The sequence below is a fragment of the Nisaea sp. genome, assembly GCF_039990255.1.
Taxonomy (GTDB): Bacteria; Pseudomonadota; Alphaproteobacteria; order Thalassobaculales; family Thalassobaculaceae; genus Nisaea.
The window spans coordinates 198,801-217,324 of sequence record NZ_JBDXGG010000018.1 but is presented as its reverse complement, the minus strand read 5'-3'; the positions used below and the strand labels follow the sequence as shown (position 1 = coordinate 217,324).

Annotated in this window: 16 protein-coding genes; all 16 read right to left on the bottom strand. The window is 60.4% G+C overall.

Annotation, left to right across the window (positions count from 1 at the left end; genetic code table 11):
- Positions 1-131: 131 nt before the first annotated feature.
- Positions 132-1,514 carry an FAD-dependent oxidoreductase gene (locus ABJ076_RS11255; protein WP_348190174.1) on the bottom strand — a complete coding sequence of 461 codons (1,383 nt, stop codon included), beginning with the start codon at positions 1,512-1,514 and terminating at the stop codon, positions 132-134.
- Positions 1,511-2,119: a cysteine hydrolase gene (locus ABJ076_RS11250; RefSeq protein WP_348190172.1), complete on the bottom strand. Its 609-nt coding sequence runs from the start codon at positions 2,117-2,119 to the stop codon at positions 1,511-1,513. The genes ABJ076_RS11255 and ABJ076_RS11250 overlap by 4 nt, the downstream gene beginning before the upstream one ends.
- Positions 2,119-4,188 carry a hydantoinase/oxoprolinase family protein gene (locus ABJ076_RS11245; RefSeq protein WP_348190170.1) on the bottom strand — a complete coding sequence of 690 codons (2,070 nt, stop codon included), beginning with the start codon at positions 4,186-4,188 and terminating at the stop codon, positions 2,119-2,121. Before ABJ076_RS11245 ends, ABJ076_RS11250 begins: the two co-directional genes overlap by 1 nt.
- The gene (locus tag ABJ076_RS11240) at positions 4,185-5,921 is read right to left on the bottom strand and encodes a hydantoinase B/oxoprolinase family protein (protein ID WP_348199363.1); all 1,737 of its coding nucleotides are present in this window, start codon (positions 5,919-5,921) and stop codon (positions 4,185-4,187) included. Before ABJ076_RS11240 ends, ABJ076_RS11245 begins: the two co-directional genes overlap by 4 nt.
- Positions 5,921-6,799 (bottom strand): isocitrate lyase/phosphoenolpyruvate mutase family protein, encoded by an 879-nt coding sequence (locus ABJ076_RS11235; RefSeq protein ID WP_348190166.1) that lies wholly within the window; start codon positions 6,797-6,799, stop codon positions 5,921-5,923. The genes ABJ076_RS11240 and ABJ076_RS11235 overlap by 1 nt, the downstream gene beginning before the upstream one ends.
- Complete coding sequence (gene leuD / locus ABJ076_RS11230; protein WP_348190164.1) at positions 6,796-7,284, bottom strand: 3-isopropylmalate dehydratase small subunit; 489 nt, start codon at positions 7,282-7,284, stop codon at positions 6,796-6,798. Before leuD ends, ABJ076_RS11235 begins: the two co-directional genes overlap by 4 nt.
- A complete protein-coding gene (locus tag ABJ076_RS11225) occupies positions 7,284-8,558 on the bottom strand; it encodes a 3-isopropylmalate dehydratase large subunit (protein WP_348190162.1) in 1,275 nt (424 codons plus the stop codon). The genes leuD and ABJ076_RS11225 overlap by 1 nt, the downstream gene beginning before the upstream one ends.
- A 2-nt stretch (positions 8,559-8,560) precedes the next feature.
- Positions 8,561-9,262, bottom strand: a complete 702-nt coding sequence (locus ABJ076_RS11220) for an ABC transporter ATP-binding protein (RefSeq protein WP_348190160.1) — start codon at positions 9,260-9,262, stop codon at positions 8,561-8,563.
- Positions 9,255-10,001 carry an ABC transporter ATP-binding protein gene (locus ABJ076_RS11215; protein ID WP_348190158.1) on the bottom strand — a complete coding sequence of 249 codons (747 nt, stop codon included), beginning with the start codon at positions 9,999-10,001 and terminating at the stop codon, positions 9,255-9,257. Before ABJ076_RS11215 ends, ABJ076_RS11220 begins: the two co-directional genes overlap by 8 nt.
- Positions 9,994-11,040 carry a branched-chain amino acid ABC transporter permease gene (locus ABJ076_RS11210; protein WP_348190156.1) on the bottom strand — a complete coding sequence of 349 codons (1,047 nt, stop codon included), beginning with the start codon at positions 11,038-11,040 and terminating at the stop codon, positions 9,994-9,996. The genes ABJ076_RS11215 and ABJ076_RS11210 overlap by 8 nt, the downstream gene beginning before the upstream one ends.
- A complete protein-coding gene (locus ABJ076_RS11205; RefSeq protein WP_348190154.1) occupies positions 11,037-11,936 on the bottom strand; it encodes a branched-chain amino acid ABC transporter permease in 900 nt (299 codons plus the stop codon). The genes ABJ076_RS11210 and ABJ076_RS11205 overlap by 4 nt, the downstream gene beginning before the upstream one ends.
- A gap of 78 nt (positions 11,937-12,014) precedes the next feature.
- Complete coding sequence (locus ABJ076_RS11200; protein ID WP_348190152.1) at positions 12,015-13,256, bottom strand: ABC transporter substrate-binding protein; 1,242 nt, start codon at positions 13,254-13,256, stop codon at positions 12,015-12,017.
- A 40-nt stretch (positions 13,257-13,296) separates the two neighbouring features.
- Positions 13,297-14,118: a GntR family transcriptional regulator gene (locus tag ABJ076_RS11195; RefSeq protein WP_348187600.1), complete on the bottom strand. Its 822-nt coding sequence runs from the start codon at positions 14,116-14,118 to the stop codon at positions 13,297-13,299.
- A 337-nt stretch (positions 14,119-14,455) separates the two neighbouring features.
- Entirely contained in the window at positions 14,456-16,117 is a 1,662-nt protein-coding gene (locus ABJ076_RS11190; RefSeq protein ID WP_348190150.1) for a M48 family metalloprotease, read from the bottom strand.
- Positions 16,114-16,524, bottom strand: a complete 411-nt coding sequence (locus tag ABJ076_RS11185; RefSeq protein ID WP_348190148.1) for a hypothetical protein — start codon at positions 16,522-16,524, stop codon at positions 16,114-16,116. The genes ABJ076_RS11190 and ABJ076_RS11185 overlap by 4 nt, the downstream gene beginning before the upstream one ends.
- Positions 16,525-16,565: 41 nt before the next feature.
- Positions 16,566-18,344 (bottom strand): CHASE2 domain-containing protein, encoded by a 1,779-nt coding sequence (locus tag ABJ076_RS11180; protein WP_348199362.1) that lies wholly within the window; start codon positions 18,342-18,344, stop codon positions 16,566-16,568.
- Between the last annotated feature and the right edge of the window lie 180 nt (positions 18,345-18,524).

Below are 18,524 nucleotides of genomic sequence, written 5' to 3'. Positions count from 1 at the left end.
GGGCCGGGCCGTTCCCGGACGTTTATTCCCATGCAGGGGTGAGGACGTTACCTCACGAGCACGACCTTACCTCCCCTTTACTGCATGTCAACTTGGGCTGCCGCGAAGAGAACGCCGCTGCCTCACCGCGCTTACCAGCTGGAAACCGAAGCCTCTCCGGCAATGCGGCCCAGCGCGATGGCGGTCAGCAGGCCATTGCCGGACAGATACCCCGAAATGTCCGGCCCCGAGACGCCAACGGCGGCACCGCCAGCGGCGAACAGGTTCGGGAAAGGACTGCCGTCGTCGCGCAGCACATGCGCCTCGCCATCAATGGCGAGGCCACCCTGAGTGTGGAACAGCGCACCCGTGACACGGACGGCAAAGAACGGCACCTGAAGCCCCGGTGTCTTGCCGAGATCGCGGCCAAACCGGTCAACCCCGTGCTCGTGGGTTTCCGAGATCGCCGCCATCAGGTTTTCCAGCGGCACGCCGGTATGTTCGGCCAGTGCCTCGACGCTGTTGCACTGTCGTACGGCGCTGGCATTCACCGCGTCCTTGTAATCGGGGAACTCCAGCCCGAGCGTGTGCAGGCGCGCGTCATAGATGTCGAAGGCCACCCCGTCCGGCTGCTTCAGTACATCAACGGCCTGCTCGCTATAGCCCTGATGCTCATTTGCGAACCGGTCGCCGTTCCGGTTGATCTGGATGCCGCCTTCCATCATCAACGCCCAGGTAATCAGGATCCGGTGCGGCATAGCGAGGGAGCCGTGGCCCTGGCAGGCCGTCAGATCGCGCACCTCGGCGCCAAGCGCCTCGCCCCAGACGACCGCATCACCGGTATTGCCTGCATGGCCGTGATATTCCGCCTCGGCCATGGCCGGGATGTGTTCGGCAACCATCTCCGGATTCCCGCCATACCCGTTGCAAGCCAGGATCAGGCTGTCGCAGCCGATCAACTCCGTTGACCCGTCGGGGCGCGCGACCTCAACACCGGAGATAAGGCCGTCCTCGTCGGCGAACAGCGTCGTCACGCGGGCGTCAGTCATCACCGGAATACCGGCTGCCATCACAGCCTGCAAAAGCCGGGTCAGCAGGGCTTCGCCGGTACGCTCCGGCACGGCATGCATGCGGTGTCGGCTGTGTCCGGGATAGAGGAAACCGTCCAGCACCTCGAACGGGATGCCGTGCTCATCCTCGAGCCATTCCAGCGCGGGGCCGATGGCCTCGACCACCTCCGCCGCAACGGTCGGATCGGAGCGGTCATGGGATTTACGCTGAATGTCTTCCAGAAACAGGCCGGGATCGTCGTCGATCCCTTGCTCCTGCTGCCAGCGGGTTGCCGCCGCCGGGATGAAGCCTGACGACATGGAGGTAGAACCGAACGGGCTTTCGTCCCGCTCCAGCACCAGCACTTCGCCGCCCGCGTCCTGTGCCGCCAAAGCTGCTGTCAGCCCGCAGGCCCCGGCGCCGATGACGATGGTCTGAACCCAGGCAGGGAACTCGACATCTTCCGGGGATGCGACACCGATCATGATTTCAGCCGCCCTATCACGCCTGCACAGGTGTCGATCCCGGCAACACTTTTCAGCGCGGCGATGTTGGTTTCGTGCACTTCCGGTGAGAAGGCCGCACAGCCATCGGACAGGACGGTGACGTGGAAGTCACGGACATGGGCATCGCGCACAGTCGAGGCGACGCCGCCATTGGTGACGATCCCGCCAACAATCAGATGCTCGATCCCGGCCCGGTTCAGCACCCATTCGAGACGGCTCATATAAAAGGCGGAGAAAGCCACCTTCTCGACCTTGATATCGGCGGGCGCCAGCCCCTCGATAAGGTCCTGGCCGAAACTGCCGGGCGCGAAATCACCCTTCCGCAGAAACGGGCGAAGCTGTTTCAGGTGTGGCGAGATGAAAGGCTCGCCCTCCCTGCCGGGAACCAGCGTGAAATGGGTGGAAACGATCCAGCCGCCGACCTCCCGCATGCGGTCCGCCACCGGCTTCAGCTTTTCCGGCAGGGCCGCGATCTCCGCCGCCCCGGCACCGCCGCGGGCATAGGCACCGGCCGGATGAAGAAAGTCGTTCTGCATGTCGACCAGCAGCAGCGCCGTTGTCTTCGGGTCGAAATCCCTGCTCATCAGGCTTTCCTCGAAATCACAAAGTTTCCGTAGCTGTCAACCGTGCCCTTGAGGTCCGGATCGACCAGAATGGTCGTGTCCGCCTGCTCCAGGACGGCAGGTCCGGGCACTTCCGCGCCGACCGGCAATGACAGGCGATCATAGACCGGGCTGTCCCACCATTTTCCGTCGAACCAGATCTGCCGCGCACCGGTACGCGATGCCTCGACAGAGCCTCCTTCGGACGGCGCCAGCAGTGCCAGATCGAATTTCGGACGCGTACCGATCACGGCCACCCGCAGGTTCATCACCCGGATGCCGATCCCGTCGAGCAGACTGCCGAAGGTGGCTTTGTAGGCCGTCTCGAACGCCGCCTTGATCTTCACCGTATCGAGTTCAGATCGGCAGCCATTCATCGCGTCAGGAACCGGTACGGACACCGTATGGGTCTGGCCGAGATAGAGCATATCGAACTCCACCAGCCGCTCGACTCCCTCGAAGGCGACATTGGCGCCGTCCAGCAGACCTTCGGCCTCGATCACGATATCCTCGACGGCTTTGTTCAGAGCCGCGAGATCGAGCATGTCCAGCATGGTGTTCAGGGTCTGCACCCGGTCATGCCGCATGTCGGCAATGACGCAGCCAAGGGCGCTTGTGACCCCCGGATAGCGGGGGACAAGTGCACGGGCGAGACCGACTTCCTTGATCAAAGCGCCGGTATGGAGCGAGCCGCCACCGCCGAACGGCATTGCCGTAAAAGTTTTCGGGTCGTGCCCGCGCTCAATGGAAACCAGACGGATGGCGCCCGCCATCTTGGCATTGGCGACCCGGACGATGGCTTCCGCCGCCTCCATCACCTCGATACCGAGAGGCTCGGCGACATGCACACGGATGGCCTCTTTCGATGCCTCCACATCCAGCCGGTCGAGCTTGCCGCCGATCGGGCGCTCCGCATTGATCCGGCCCATGACGACATTCGCGTCGGTCACGGTCGGTCGCGTGTTCCCCAACCCGTAGCAAACCGGCCCCGGGTCGGAGCCCGCGCTTTCTGGGCCTACCTGCAGCAATCCGCCTCGGTCGACCGAGGCAATGGAGCCGCCGCCCGCGCCAATTGTGGTGATCTCGATCATCGGGGTGCGGACCACCATGCCGAAATCGATGGAGGTCTGGGCGCTCAGCGCGCTTTGTCCATCGGCGACGAGGGAGACGTCGAAGCTGGTGCCGCCCATGTCGCAGGTGATGATGTTCGGCTCGCCCGCCGCTTCGGCAATATAGGCCCCGGCGATGACACCCGCAGCCGGGCCGGAGAGCGCGGTACGCACCGGCAGCTCCCGCGCGACCTTGGCCGACATGACTCCGCCGTTCGACTGCACGATCAGGACCTGGCCGCCGAATCCGCCATCCCGCAGACCGTCTTCCAACCGTTCCAGATAATTACCCACCGGCGGCTGGAGATAGGCGTTGAGAGAGGCGGTCGAACCTCGTTCGAATTCACGGATTTCCGGCAGGATCACGCTGGATGCGGTGATATGCGGATTCGGCCAGACTTCACGGACGGCTTCAAGCGCCACCTTCTCGTTCGCGTCGTTGGCGTAGGAATTAACGAAGAAAACGCAAACGGATTCAGCGCCCCGCTCCAGCAGTGTCTTCGCGGCCTGTTTCACCGCGTCCGGATCGACTGCCGAATGAACAGAGCCATCCGCAAGCACGCGCTCATCCACCTCAAGGCGCAGGTCGCGCGGCACCACCGGATCGAAACTGCCCCAGAGGCCCCAGGTCTGCGGCCGGTCGCGGCGGCGCATTTCCAGCACGTCACGGAAACCGGTTGTGGTGATCACCCCGGTGCGGGCGCCATTGCGTTCCAGCAGCGCGTTGGTGCCGACCGTGGTGCCATGCACGATGGTGCCAATGGCGCCAAGCTCCACCCCGCCCTCGCCGATGCCGCCGCGAATGCCGACGGACTGGTCCGGCTTGGTCGACGGCACCTTGGCGACACCGCATGTTCCGGCTGCTTCGTCGAGGAAGAACAGATCGGTGAACGTCCCGCCGACATCGACGCCGACGACGGTCTTCCGGCTCAGATCATTCATTGCGCAGACTCCGCGCGCAGGATTTCGGTAGCCGCTATATCGACAGTTCCGTCGGCAGCGATGATGGTGCGATAGGTCATAAGGGCATCATCGGCGCTGACATAGCCGAGCCGGACATCCTCCGCGACAGCATCTGGCACGCGCTCCAGCACGTCGCCGTACCCGCCACCGCCCGGTGTCTCCAGCCGAACCTTCTGGCCCTGCGCCAGCTTGATGCCAACCATCTTGGAAGCCATCGGCGGCGTGTGATCGCCGTTTGCCTGCTCATAGGTAAACTTGTTGAGGGCGGCATCCCCGCCGCCGACCACGCCATGCGGCGCGAACCGGCCGCGCTCACCGAAGAGGAAGACATCCGCCTTCTCTTCCAAGAGCTCGATCTCGTAGATCGCACCAAGTCCGCCACGATGGCGCCCGGCACCGCCGCTGTCCGGCCGCAGCGCCCACTGGGTGAAGCGCACCGGATAGGCCGCCTCGAGGATTTCCATTGGCGGGATGGTCGCGGTCGAGATCGGCGCGTTGCCGTGGTTGAGGCCATCCCCTTCCGGGTTGCCGCCGTGGCCGCCGCCGAAGAAGGAGAACATCACCCAGCGCTGGCCGTTCTTGCGGTGTCCCGCCAGCGACAGAGCGTTGATGGTCCCGTAGGCGCAACCGTTCACCATCTCCGGCGCCGCCGTACTGAGAGCGACGAAGACCGTGTCGATGATGCGCAGGATGGTCTCGGTATAGCCGCCGACAGGCTTTGGCGCCTTGACGCTCAACAGGCTGTCATCCGGAATAACGAAGGTGATCGGCTCCAGCACGCCCGCATTGGCCGGCACGTCCTTGAAGACATGCTTCAGCGCCACATAGCAGGAGGCAATCGCGGTCGAGCGGGAGATGTTCACCGGTCCGGCGCAGGCAGGCGAAGTGCGGGAGAAATCCAGCACCATGGTCTCGCCCTCGATGACGATATCAAGCGCGATGCGCAGCGGCTCGTCCACGATGCCGTCATTGTCGAGGAAATCGTCCGCTGAATAGCGTCCGTCCGGCATGTCCGCGATCAGACTGCGCATGAGCTGGCCCGCCCGGTCCCGCAGCTCGGTCATGGCGCCCGCCACAGTGTCCGCGCCATATTCGCCGAGCAGCGCGCCCAGCCGATCGTTGCCGAGACGCAGCGCGTTGATCTGACCGTTCAGATCTCCGTAAAGACTACCCGGCAGGCGGGAATTGGCCTGCATGATGTCGATCACGTCCTGACGCAGTTCTCCCTTCGAGAACAGCTTCACCGGCGGGATCATCATGCCTTCCTGGAAGCTTTCGGTTGCGACCGGGTTGTAGTTGCCCGGCACATTGCCGCCGACATCGTGCCAGTGGCCAACAGATGCGAGGAAGCAGAACAGCTTGCCGTCCCGGTAGAAGGGCTGCACCAGTTTGAAGTCGGACAGATGGGTGCCGCCTTCATAGGGGTCGTTGAAGATGAAGACATCGCCTTCACTGATCCCGCCCATGGCGCCGAACTTGTCGATGACTGCCTTCACCGCGAAGGACATGGCGCCGACGAAGATCGGCAGACCGGACTTGCCCTGCACCAGCGTCTCGCCGGTCTCGGCATGGTAAAGCCCGTGGGAGGCGTCATGCGCCTCGGCGATGATCGGGTTGAAGGCGCTGCGGAACAGGGTCGCGTCCATCTCGTCCGCGATCTGTTCGAGCCGCCCTTTCAGGACCGCGAGGGTGACCGGATCGAGCGCCGCCATCATTCGGCCTCCCCGTCATATTTTTTACCGGCTTCGAGAATGCCGGGCGTGCCGAGCAGGTCATTCAACTGCTTGAAGTCCAGCATCCGGTCCTGGAACGGCTTGGTGCTGCCGTTGGCATGCAGGCTCTGGAAATACTCGGTGATGGTCACCGCGAGCGCCCGCATCAGGCCGCCCGGGAAGATCACGATATCGAATCCGGCTGCCTGCAACTCCTCGGCGGACTTGGCTGGCGTCTTGCCGCCCTCGACCATGTTCGCCAGCAGCGGAATGTCGGCGCCGAAGCGGGAGATCACTTCGGCGATCTCGGCCTCATCACGCGGAGCCTCGACGAACAGCACATCGGCACCGGCGTGCCGGTAGGCAGCAGCCCGTTCCAGAGCCGCTTCAAACCCCTCGACGCCGATAGCATCCGTGCGGGCGATGATCTGGGTTGCCGCGTCACGCCGGGCATCGACGGCGGCGCGGATCTTGCCCGCCATTTCTGATTTCGAGACCAGCGCCTTGCCGTCCAGATGACCGCAGCGCTTCGGCATCGCCTGATCCTCGATCTGGATCCCGGCGGCGCCGGAGCGCTCCAGCAGACGGACGGTGCGCTGGACGTTCAACGCATTGCCGAAGCCGGTATCGGCATCGACGATCAGCGGCAGATCGACCCGCTCGGAGATATGCGAGACCACATCCGCCACTTCCTCAAGCCCGAACAGGCCGATATCGGGACGGCCCAGCCGGGTATAGGCGATCGAGGCACCTGAGACATAGAGCGCCTCAAAACCGGCATTGGTCGCCGCCATGGCACTGAAAGCGTCGAAAACGCCCGGCGCCACAAGGATCTCGGGCTGTTTCAGCCGCTGTTTCAGGACGCTTGAAGGCGTCATGAGTGTTTCTCCAGTTTCTGCTCGAGATAGGGAACGAGCCCGCCTGCCGCGACGATGCGGCGGAGATGCTCGGGAACGGGTTCGGCCGCGATCTGCGCACCGGTTGTTATGTTGGTGATGGTGCCACTGGCCGGATCGAGATCCAGCTCGTGCCCGGCCTCAACGTCTGCTTCGGCATCGGCGACCAGCGCCAGCAGGCCAAGATTGAAAGCGTTGCGGTAGAAGATCCCGCCGAAGCTCTTGGCGATGACGGCTTTCACGCCCAGCAGGACCAGCACTTCCGCCGCCTGCTCGCGGCTGGAGCCGATACCGAAATTACGGCCCGCGACGATGACATCGCCCGGCCGCACGTTTGATGCGAACTCCAGGTCAATGGCTTCGAGGCAATGTTTTGCCAGCTCCGCCACTGGCCCTTTCATATAAACACCGGGAGCAAGCAGATCGGTATCGACATTGTCGCCGTATTTCCACGCCTTACCGGTCATCAACTGTTCTCCGCCAGGAAGGGGCGCGGATCGGCCACACGGCCGCGCACGGCGGTCGCGGCAACGGTATAGGGCGAGCCGAGATAGACTTTAGAGGAACGCGCGCCCATCCGGCCTTTGAAGTTCCGCGCGGTCGAGGCCATGCAGGTCTCGCCATCGGCCAGCACGCCCGCGCCATAGCCGGCACAGGCACCGCAGCCGGACGGCATCAGGATGGCGCCCGCTTCCGTTAGCGTCGCAAGCGTGCCGTCAGCCGCAGCGGCGGCGGTAACCCGGGTCGAGGCTGGGGCCAAAAGAAGACGTGTCCCATGCGCCACCTTGCGGCCGCCGAGCACTTCGGCCGCCATATGCAGATCTTCCAGCTTCGCGCCGGTGCAGGCGCCGATATAGCACTGGTCGACCGGCGCATCATCGGTATCCTCGATCGGACCCGAATTGGCCGGGCTGTCCGGAGCCGCGACCTGCGGGCCGAGCGCGGAAGCATCGAATTTGTGGACCGCGCGGTAAGCCGCGTCCTCGTCGCCAGCGAAGGCCGTGCCCTCGTCCGGATCGGCACCGGCAGCGCGGATATAATCCGCCGTCGTCCCGTCCGCCGCGATCAGCCCGGCTTGCGCGCCGAGCTCCGCCGCCATGTTAGACATGGTCATGCGCTCGGTCATGGAGAGGTCTGCAATCGTGTTGCCGGTATATTCCACCGCCTGATAATCGCCGCCATCCATGCCGAGTGTGGCGCAGAGCTTCAGCATCATATCCTTGGCGGACGAGCCGCGCGGCAGCGCGCCGGTCCAGTCGATACGGATTGTTTCCGGCACCCGGATCCAGGTCTCCCCCGTCACCAGCACACCCGCCATATCCGTAGCCCCAACGCCGAACATGTAGCAGCCAAAAGCGCCGCCCGTCGGCGAGTGACTGTCCCCGCCGACAACGAACATGCCCGGTTTCAGATGGCCCCGTTCCGGCAAGACCACATGGCAGATACCCTGCTGGTCGTAGAACCCTTCGATCTCCTGGTCCTTCACCCAGTCGCGGGTCAGTTTCAGGATCTCCGCACTCTGCTGGTCCACCGCAGGCACGAAATGATCGGACACAACGACCACCTTTCGCGGATCCCAGACCTTCACGCGAAGACGTTCCAGCACGGGCTTCACCCGTCGCGGCCCTCCGCTGTCGTGGATCATGGCAAGATCGACGTTGCAGGTGACGATTTCACCTGCCCTGACGCTCTCCTGCCCGGCCGCTTTCGCGATGATCCTTTCCGCCAGCGTCATGCCCATGATCACATCCCCAGATAGGAGCGACGCAGCTCCTCGTCATGCATCAGGTCCTGCGCCGGTCCCTCAACCGTAATCAGGCCATTCTCCATAACGTAGGCACGGTCGGCGATCTCCAGAGACTGGACGACATTCTGCTCCACCAGAAAGATCGCAAGCCCTTCGGCGCGCAATTTCTGGATCAGCGTGAACATCTCCTCGACCAGCAACGGAGACAGACCCAGCGACGGCTCATCGAGGATCAGCAGGCGAGGCTCGGCCATAAGGCCCCGGCCAATGGCCAACATCTGCTGCTCTCCACCGGATAGCGTCCCGGCATACTGCTCGAACCGTTCCTTCAGGCGCGGGAAGATGCCGACCACCTTGTCGATGTTCCTCGCCCGGTTCTGCGTGGCCCGCCGGTAGGAGCCGAGTTCCAGATTTTCCCGCACGGTCATGTTCGGGAACACCCGGCGGCCTTCCGGCACCTGGATCAGGCCCCGGTCGACAACCTCTTCTGCCCGTGCGGCGCTAATCTCGGCGCCGTCGAAACGGATACCGCCGGCGAAGGGCTTGTAGATGCCGGAGATATTGTTGTTCAGGGTGGACTTGCCAGCTCCGTTGCTGCCGAGCAAGGCGACAAGCTCGCCCTCGCCGACCTTCAGCGAAACACCGTGCAGCACCTTTGCCTGCCCGTATCCGGCCATCAGATCCGTGACCTCAAGCATTGGCGCCTCCCGCAGACTTCATCCGCTCGCTCGCCCCGTGCCCGAGATAGGCCTCGACCACCTTCGGGTCGTGCGCAATCTCGACCGGGCTGCCCTCGGCAATGATCTCGCCGTAATTCAGCACATAGGCCCGGTCGGAAAGCTTCATTACTGCCTGCATGACATGTTCGATGAGAAGAATGGTGACGCCACTGTCCCGGATCTGTCGGATGATATCGACGATCTCCAGAATTTCGGTGGCATTGAGCCCGGCCATGACCTCATCCAGCAACAGCAGATTCGGCTGCGTCGCCAGCGCCCTTGCAAGCTCAATCCGCTTGCGTCCGGCAACGGTGAGATCACCGGCAGACTGATCCAGCATGGAGCCAAGGCCGACCTGTCCGGCGATCTTGCCAGCGAAGGCGAGTGCTTCTTCCCGCCCGCCGATCCTCGTATGGGCGCCGACCGCGATGTTCTCCCGCACGCTGAGACCGGCGAACGGCTTCACGACCTGGAAGGTGCGGACCATGCCGAGCCGACAGATTTCGTGCGGCTTCCGCCCGGTGATATTCTGCCCTTCAAGCGCAACGCTACCCTCACTCGGTTTAAGGAAACCAGCGATGGTGGCAAACAGCGTGGTCTTGCCAGCCCCGTTCGGGCCGATCAGAGAGACGATCTCGCCCTTGGCAACAGTGAGGCTGGCGCCGTTGACAGCAACAAGGCCGCCGAAGCGTTTCGTCAGGGAAGAAACGTCAAGCATTGCCGCCTCCCCGCTTTGTCATCAGTTTTCGCCACAGCATTTCCAGAAGCCCGACCAACCCGCGCGGCATATAGGCAAGCATCAGCACAAGGATGATCCCGAACAGAATCAGATCAACGCCCGGCCGATCCCCGAGCATCGCACCGATAGTCTCCTTGGCGAATTCGCCGACAAGGTGAATGAAGGCGGAGCCAAGCAACGGACCAAGCACGGTGCCAACGCCGCCAATAATGGCCGCGAACAAAGCTTCCACCGACTTACCCGGCCCATAGGCAATGCCCGGATCGACGAAGAGGAATTTCTGGACGTAATAGATACCGGCGAGAGACGTCACGGCCGCTGAAAGGCAGATCGCACTCATCTTTACACGGAACGGATCGATGCCGAGAGCCGACGCTGCATCCTCGTCCTCGCGCACGGCCTGGAGCTGGGCGCCAAAACGGGAATGGTTCAGCCAGCCGGTCACGGCAAAGCCAATCAGCAGGCAGGCCAGAATGGTGTAGTAATACCCGGCTTCCGACAGGAACGGCCCGGCGAACGTAAATTGGAACGTGGCAAGAGCTTGCTCCGGATCCTGATTGAGCGGCAGCTGAATGCCTCGCCCGCCCTCGGTCACAGAAACCAGTGAGCGGGACAGCACATGGAATGCCTCGGCGAAAGCCAGCGTCACGAGCGCGAAGTAAGAGCCGCGCAAGCCATAGCGGAAGCTTAGAAATCCGACAAATGCAGCGACGGCGACCGAGCCGCCGATGGCGAACCAGAGGGTCAGCCACGGGCTCCAGCCAAGCTTGTATTGCAGGAGCGCCTGCAGATAGGCCGCCGTGCCAAAGAACAGCGCGTGGCCGAAGGAATATTGCCCGCCATAACCGCCCAGAATGTTCCAGCCTTGTCCAAGCAGGGCGGCGAAAAGGGTAAGTTCTATAAACTCCATCCAGCGGCCGGAATGGATCGCCAGGGGCGCCGCGAACAGGGCGGCGATCAGGACAAACCAGCCGATCCGCTGCATGCTTGCGGTATTCATGGTGCTGAACATACTCATAGTCTTTGCCCGAAGAGGCCGGTCGGCCGGAACAGCAGGATCAGGATGAAGATCGCCGAAATGGTGATCAAACCGAGACTTTCGCCGAGATAGAGCCGTCCGATCTGCTCCGTTACGCCGATCACCAGACCGCCAACCAGCGCGCCGACGAAGCTGCCCATGCCGCCAAGCACGACGACGGTGAAAGCGATCAGCACGAAGAGGTAGCCGACCTGCGGGAACACTGCATAGGTCGGCGCCAGCAGGCTGGCAGCCGCAGCAACGCACGCCGTCCCGATGCCGAAGCTGACGGCGAAGATATGCTCGACATTGATGCCCATCAGCCGCGCGCCCTGGCGTTCCTTGGCAACCGCCCGGATCGCCTTGCCGGTATCGGTGAAACTCATGAAACACCAAAGCCCCGCCGTGATCAGCAATGAGCCGGCAAGAGCAGCGATCTGCGGCCAGACGATATAGACAACGCCGAGGTCGATACCGTCGAAATCATACGGTACCTGGACGTTTCGCTCATTCGCGGAGAAGGCAAAAAGAGCGAAGTTCTCCAGCACGATAGAGACGCCCAGCGTGGTCAGCAGGATGATCTCGTCCCGGCCATGACTGGTCCGGCCGATCACGCTGCGCTGCAAGGCGTAGCCGAAGAGATATCCCCCCGGCACGACGATCAGCATGGCGACGTAAGGGTCGACCCCGAACACGCTCCAGAGGAAGAAAACCGCATACATGGCGAGCATCAGAAGCGTGCCATGGGCGAAATTGATAATGTGAAGAACGCCATAGATCAGCGTCAGTCCGAGGGCGACCAAAGCATAGATCGCACCGAGGAACACACCGCTGATGGCGGAGCCGAAAACCGTCTCAAGAGAATAGGACGGCAGGCTGATACCGAGAAAATCCATGAATTTCTATCGCGTTCGGGCCGCGTGGAACAATGGGGGCGGAGCACCCGCCCCCATTGCGGTTTGCTAGAGCCGGTATCAGGCCGGGCGCGGGAACACAGGCGCCGCCGTTGCGAACTCTTTCGGTGCAACGACTTCGATGTCCTTGTTGAGGACCTGCATCACCATGGCCTGAGCGCCTTCGTTCTGGCCATTGACCATCTTGGTGGGACCATAAGGCATGAAGTGGCCGGACCAGGTGCTGGACGCCATCGCCTCGATGATCTTGGCGCGATCGGAGGAGGCAGCACGTTCCATGGCGTCAGCGGCAAACATCATCGCCTCATAGGCTAGGAAGACTTCATAGGAGTAGGACTTGCCTGCCGCTTCGGTCTTCTTGCGCAGAGCCTGAGCCGCTTCCTTACGCGGATCGAACCAGTGATTGCAGTCCATCACGTAATCTGCGGCATCCGGGAACTCGTTCACGAAGCGATACTGGGAAGACGCCCCGCCGAGCACGGAATAGATCGCCTTCGGCTTCACCCGCTGGCGCTGCAAGGTGCGCAGGAACAGCACGCCGTCCCCGTAATAATGAGACGGGATGACCAGATCGGGATTCGCTTCCTTGATCTTCAGCGCGATATTGCTGAAGTCCTTGTTGCCGGTCGGATGCGGCAGAACTTCCTTCACCTCGAACCCGGCCGGGGTCAGGTTCTTTTCCAGCAGGCCGGCCATGAAGCTGCCGAACGGCGTGGTGTTTTCATGCACGATGACCACCGACTTGGTCGGCTTGCCAGCAGCCTCGTTAATGGCGATCAGATGATCGACGCCAGACTTGGTGATGCTGCCGAAACCAGGGCCGAAACGGAAGGTGTTTTCCAGACCGCGGCCGACGATCTTGTCGTTCACGCCAACATCGACGACATGCGGAATGCCATACTTCGCGGCGGCCTGCGTTGTGGCAAGGCAGATACCGGAGGAATAGGCGCCGACAATGGCTGAGACGCCGGCTTCGTTGAATTTCTCAACCTCGGCAGCGCCGATTTCGGCTTTAGACTGGGCGTCGCCCAGAACCGCCTCAAGCTTCGCACCACCAAGCGCCTTGATCCCGCCGGTCGCATTGACTTCCTCGATCGCGGCAAGCGCACCAAAGCGGCACTGGGTACCCGAGAATTGCAGGAAGCCGGTCACCGGATGCACGACGCCGACCTTCACAGCATCGGCCGCACGGGCGATCTGCGGCATGCCGATCGTTCCCGCAGCGGCGACGGCGCCGCCTGCGGCAACACCGGCCAGCACCTGGCGGCGTGAGAGATGATTGAATGTATAGGTCTTTTTCATAGCCATTCCCCTGTTTGGTAAGCGCGATTGATTTATCGGTTCATTCAGCTGCGGTCGTTGCCGCATCCTGGCTCGGTGTCCAGGTGTTGTGCGTCTCGCCCTGAACCCGCGAGAGCACCATCCGGTACTGGTATTGATCCGGGCGATAGAGGGCGGTGATGTACTCGACCGGACGCCCGTCCCGGTCACGCACGATGCGATTGATCTTCAGCAGGGCGGACCCGGCCTCAACCCCGAGATGCCCTGCGACCTCGGCATCCGCGAGGGTCGCAGAAATTGCCTGACTGGCGGCATCGACCTGAATGCCGCCGCGCTCCAGCAGCGACAGCAACGGCTTGTTCGCCAGATCCTCGGCGCAGTATCGGCGGCCGATGTCAGCGGGAATGAATGTGGTGAGAAAGGAAAAGGGCTGGCCCTCAACGCTGCGCACCCTGACCGAGCGCTGCACTTCCTGACCAACCGGGCAGGAGAGCGCCGCCGCGACCTCTTCCGCCGCCGGAACATATCCAAAAGACAGAAGGTTCACTTCCGTCTCCAACCCCATGGCGATGAGGTTTTCCAACAGCCCGTCCATCGAAGCCTTGTAGGTCCGTGCCTTCGGCCGATAGCGCACGCGCGTCCCGCGCCCTCGCTCCCGGACAACCAGACCTTCGGCAGCCAATTCGTCCAGCGCCCGTTTGGCGGTGATGCGGGAGACATCATAAGTCTCGGCAAGCTCCTGCTCGCCCTGGATCAGCGCGTCATACTCGTGCAGCCCATCCATGATCTGCTGCCGCAGGATCAGGAAGATCTGGTGGTAGAGCGGCATCCGCAACGCCCCGCTCGCCCCCTGCACACCAATTTTGACCGGCCGATCCGTCATGAATTCTCCTAAACACTAAATGATATATTGATATGTGTTTAGGAGAGTCGGCAAGCGGAAAATGCGCCTTTGCCGCACAAAATACACATGCAAACTGGCCAATAGTTTGGTCTGCCACTCAATAATAGTGTTCAGACTAATTTTGAAAGATCCGGTCCCAGCCGCTATCAAACTGGCATCAGAAAGGAACCCGATCCATCACGGACCAAACAAATCAGGACGGCCTCAAGCCCGAATAGCACGGCATTAAATGCTCAAGGTCAGAATCGTATGGCCACGCAAACCTCAAGACCGGCAATAAAAGTGATCGCACACCGGGTGCGCACTTACGGTCAATTCAGTTCACCAAGCCTATCTCTGTATTCCCGGGTTTTTTACTCCGCAAGGCTTCCTTGCAGCTCTGTTCCATGACCTGATACTCAAAAGCACAGGTTCTCTCCAACGCAACTGCATCTGCCCGGCGCTTGAGTTTGACGAGCGAGTAAATTTTATGAGGCAGAAACAACGGCAGCTCACCGCCGGATTTTTCCTCGGCCTGCTCTATCACAGCGATTGCCTTGCCATACTGCCCCTTGTCCTGAAACAGATTGATCAGCTGCTCATAGACCACCGGAGCGACATGTTCCGCCTTCATGGCCAGCTCCAGGTTCTTCTGCGCCCGGTCGGCATTATTCTGAGCCATCCTCGCTTGAAAAAAAGCTATCCGGGGATAAGCGTGATACTTGGTCCTCTCGCCGATCGAGGCGGATGCAAACTTTATGGCCGCTGCTACTCGTCCCTCACGCAAAGCCTTGCGAGATTCCGAAGCCGCGTTATATCGCTTCAGAAGATCGTTGATCGGATGGTCGGAATCCCTTTCCCAGGGCGTCGAAATCACGTTGCTGGTATCGAAATTCGGATAGAACCTGTTCAGATATTCATCGCGCGCATCGAGACGTTCGCTGACGCTATAGTGATCGCTCGAGATTACCGAGATCATCTTGCCGAATCCTTCCGCGATACCAGAAAAAAACGGGTTGGATTCGACCTGTTGCTCGCTCAATCCAATTAACGAAACACTTTTCAGACCGAGCGCCGTAGAGGCTTCGTCACGCGATTGCTGCAACTCGACCTCATGTTCTTCGAGAATTGTGAAGACATCGTCAGAATCGTAAGGATCGTATCCAGCACCGACAGCCAGGTCGAAACCAAGTTTATCCGCTTCGTCCTCCTGCTCCCGGCCCCACGCGGAAAAGAAGAGTTTGTCAGAAACATCGAAGGCAATCGACCCGATGAGCTCGGCTTTCCGCAACTTTTCAGACGCTTCGCCCAAGCCTCCGGCGCCCTCCAGTGGCGTCCCTTTCATCTGGGACAGATTTCGCAAAGTCTGCACCCCAGTAAGCGCTTTGTGCTGGGAGTCCACAAACCAGTCGCTACTGTGATGCTTGAGTAGAAAATGGGAGATCTCATGCGCCAGAACAAATGCGACACTGGCTTCTGTCTTGAGGCTGCCTATCAAATTCAGATTGACGAAAATACCACCATCCGGTGTCGCATTCGCGGACGGTGTCAGATCTCCGTGCAAATAGACCTGCGCCCCAAAATCGGGGATCCCGTTCGCCTTCAGGATCTCGCGCAAGAGGCGGTTGAGATATTCTTCCGTATAAGGCTCTGAAATAAGGCCGACACCACGCGCCATCTGCAAACGAACAGAAACCGGCCTTTTTTCGACCAGGTCTGCATAGCCGTTCACGGGCGGTTTGAAGCTCTCGAGCTCAGTCTCGTTCGAAGAAAAGATCGTGGAAAAGAAACCAGACGAGTTTCCCCCCGAGGAAGAGGAGGATGCCTCTCCGCCCAGCGCTGGCGAGCCGACTTCAGAGGGATCATTGTCAAGCTCACCGGCAAAGACAAACGGCGTCGCGAAAACCGAAAGCAGACAGGTGACCAGACAGGAAGCCAGTGCGACGGAACCAAGGCGCAACACTTTCAAGCGGCCGTCATTCCCACGCGCGCCCGTCACTTTTTCGCTCCCAGGCCACGATTGGCTCCGACACCTTGCGAGCCAAGACTATCTGGTCCAGCAATGAGGCTGAGTTTAATCTTGAGTTCGTCTTTGCGGCCCCAGAATGCCTTGCCCACATCCCCATCGTAGCTGACCTGAAGAACACCTTCCTTCACCTGATGCAAGCAAAGAGGTTCTTTGCGCCAACCGCGAGCGTCGGAACGCTTAATGGTTTCGGCTTTCTTTGTGAGCCCCTCATCCTTGTACAAGTTGATTTCGGCACCTCTGATGCCATTCACCTCACCCGCACAGCTGTCCGCCGAAACGGCTTCCGGAACAAACACCCCCGCTCCGAGAACTGCGGTGCTGAAAACCAGACCTACCCGTCCGAACAGTTTGCGACCGACAACAAAAGCTTTTGCCATCGCCTCCAACTCCCCCATCAACCTTCAAGATACTTACGCGACTACCTCCGCCCCCACTGCCAAACATCCGCCATTCTCAAAATCATCCAGTTGGTCAGCAAAACCCATGGCGGGCTCAAGGCAATCATGCCGACTACACTGTATACCCAAGCGCCAGGCGGAACCCGAAACCCCAGAAGAACTCCCAAGGCAAAAACGACCGGAACAAACGAAACCAGAAAAGCAATCGCCACTTTCTGGACATAGGTCAGGTCATTTTCTCTTCTCAGAATGTCAAGGCCTGAGAATTCTTCTCTATCCCCGTCTTCGTTGACGGTCTCTTTCTGCTCTCGAATGACATACTCAATCGCAAACGAGTACAGGACTGCCATGGCAAAAAGGACTGAATAGCGGACCAATTGCGACAAAGTAATCCACTCAAAGACCAGTTTGTCATGAATGTAATGGTCTTTGAACCTGATTAAATTTTCAACCGCTGCGGCGTGTATCATTATGCCGGGAACTTCGGTGGAATTTGGAGTATTGCGCGCGTCTCCCGACGCCGACTGCCCGGACCCGATCAGAACGATACGCCCCTCGATCAGGTCCGACGGCTCAATAGCATCGCTGCCGCACACCCTTTTGTCCTCAAGCAGATAATGAGCTGGCACCAATGGAGGTCCGGCGGCCCGCCGTTGCAGGAGAGACGGGTCGAACAAGATCGCCTTGACCCACTTCACAAAACCGGTTGAACCGTTACCTTCCCCTGAACATGGATCACATCCCTCAGCACCACTCCGACAGATGCCGAATTCCTGACGGGTAAGTAGATGCTCACCGCGATCCCAGTAGAGAAACATCGGCTCCGATCGGCCGTAAAAATTCACCGCGCCTCGAAATCCGGAGGCATCGTATAGCAGCGGCGCGACCGTATAGCCGGCCCCCTTGCGTCCGGTGACAGAGAAATCCACCGGCGTCTCCGCACACTTAGTATTTTGACGATACAATCTGCGTGTGTGACCTGGCTTATCAGCGTCTTCTTCATATTCAACGGCAAGACAGTAAGCGCGCACGACTGGATCGCTCATGACGGATGCAGGTGCGAAGCCAAGTATTCCTGACGCGTCTTTCTCCTGAATGGACCTGATCTCGTCCTGGAACTCAAGGAAAGCCGGTTCATCGGGTGTGGACGGATCAGATGCAAAGAACAAAGGAACCCCTTCGTCATGCACAAATTGGATGGCATCAATAAGTAACGGAAAAGACGGGTCGTTCTTGCGCTCCGTCAGAAAAACAAAATCGACGAAAATCGCCTTTGCGCCAAGTGTGGCGACTTCATAGAGCAGTTCTGCATGCGCTTCGTAGGAAATGGGCCAGACTGAGTCTGAATACCCCTGATCCATAGCGTAGTTCATCGATTTGTCGGTCCAGAGAACAACAGTTGCCCCCTGCGGCCTGTCATAAGGGAGCTCCTCCTTGTTACCCCGCAAATAATCGACGACCTTCTGTTTCGCTGCGTCCGGCTCCCGTCCCGGATCCAGGAAACCGGTTCGCCCGAACCAGCCCCACATTGCGAAATCATGGACCGAATTGTTCATTGCGTCCTGCGCGCCGAACAAGTTTGTGAGGCTGAATAGCAGACTGAATCCAAGAACCGCGGAAATACGATAGAGGTGCCGGACCCAACTCTTCCCCAGACAGCGGCTAAGAAAAACGCGCATCTGATTGCCCCAACCGTTCTTCTTCCCGTCGCCCATTAACAGAAAGTTGATTAATCCTATCATTTTTCGCCCGCGAAAAAAGGGTTTTCCCCGCAAATTCACGCCGTTTCCCAGCCGCAATGCAGGCTGATTTTCCGGTATCAATATTCGCAATCAACAGGCCGGAAACGGGCCGTATACAGCCTATTGACGCGCACTGAATTCAAACTTTAATCTGCGCCCCGCATGTGCGGCGATGGCGTCGCCGCGAACGTGGTTCACGCATGCGGCCTCCGGGAGAAATCGGGGGCGATCCAGCAT

Bases quoted from the DNA above. Each gene is read 5' to 3' on its own strand.
- ABJ076_RS11195 (WP_348187600.1), bottom strand. From the start codon at position 14,118: ATGACGGATCGGCCGGTCAAAATTGGTGTGCAGGGGGCGAGCGGGGCG.
- leuD (WP_348190164.1), bottom strand. From the start codon at position 7,284: ATGACCGGTAAGGCGTGGAAATACGGCGACAATGTCGATACCGATCTG.
- ABJ076_RS11215 (WP_348190158.1), bottom strand. From the start codon at position 10,001: ATGCTTGACGTTTCTTCCCTGACGAAACGCTTCGGCGGCCTTGTTGCT.
- ABJ076_RS11210 (WP_348190156.1), bottom strand. From the start codon at position 11,040: ATGAGTATGTTCAGCACCATGAATACCGCAAGCATGCAGCGGATCGGC.
- ABJ076_RS11225 (WP_348190162.1), bottom strand. From the start codon at position 8,558: ATGGGCATGACGCTGGCGGAAAGGATCATCGCGAAAGCGGCCGGGCAG.
- ABJ076_RS11235 (WP_348190166.1), bottom strand. From the start codon at position 6,799: ATGACGCCTTCAAGCGTCCTGAAACAGCGGCTGAAACAGCCCGAGATC.
- ABJ076_RS11185 (WP_348190148.1), bottom strand. From the start codon at position 16,524: ATGGCAAAAGCTTTTGTTGTCGGTCGCAAACTGTTCGGACGGGTAGGT.
- ABJ076_RS11220 (WP_348190160.1), bottom strand. From the start codon at position 9,262: ATGCTTGAGGTCACGGATCTGATGGCCGGATACGGGCAGGCAAAGGTG.
- ABJ076_RS11250 (WP_348190172.1), bottom strand. From the start codon at position 2,119: ATGAGCAGGGATTTCGACCCGAAGACAACGGCGCTGCTGCTGGTCGAC.
- ABJ076_RS11205 (WP_348190154.1), bottom strand. From the start codon at position 11,936: ATGGATTTTCTCGGTATCAGCCTGCCGTCCTATTCTCTTGAGACGGTT.
- ABJ076_RS11255 (WP_348190174.1), bottom strand. From the start codon at position 1,514: ATGATCGGTGTCGCATCCCCGGAAGATGTCGAGTTCCCTGCCTGGGTT.
- ABJ076_RS11200 (WP_348190152.1), bottom strand. From the start codon at position 13,256: ATGAAAAAGACCTATACATTCAATCATCTCTCACGCCGCCAGGTGCTG.
- ABJ076_RS11245 (WP_348190170.1), bottom strand. From the start codon at position 4,188: ATGAATGATCTGAGCCGGAAGACCGTCGTCGGCGTCGATGTCGGCGGG.
- ABJ076_RS11240 (WP_348199363.1), bottom strand. From the start codon at position 5,921: ATGGCGGCGCTCGATCCGGTCACCCTCGCGGTCCTGAAAGGGCGGCTC.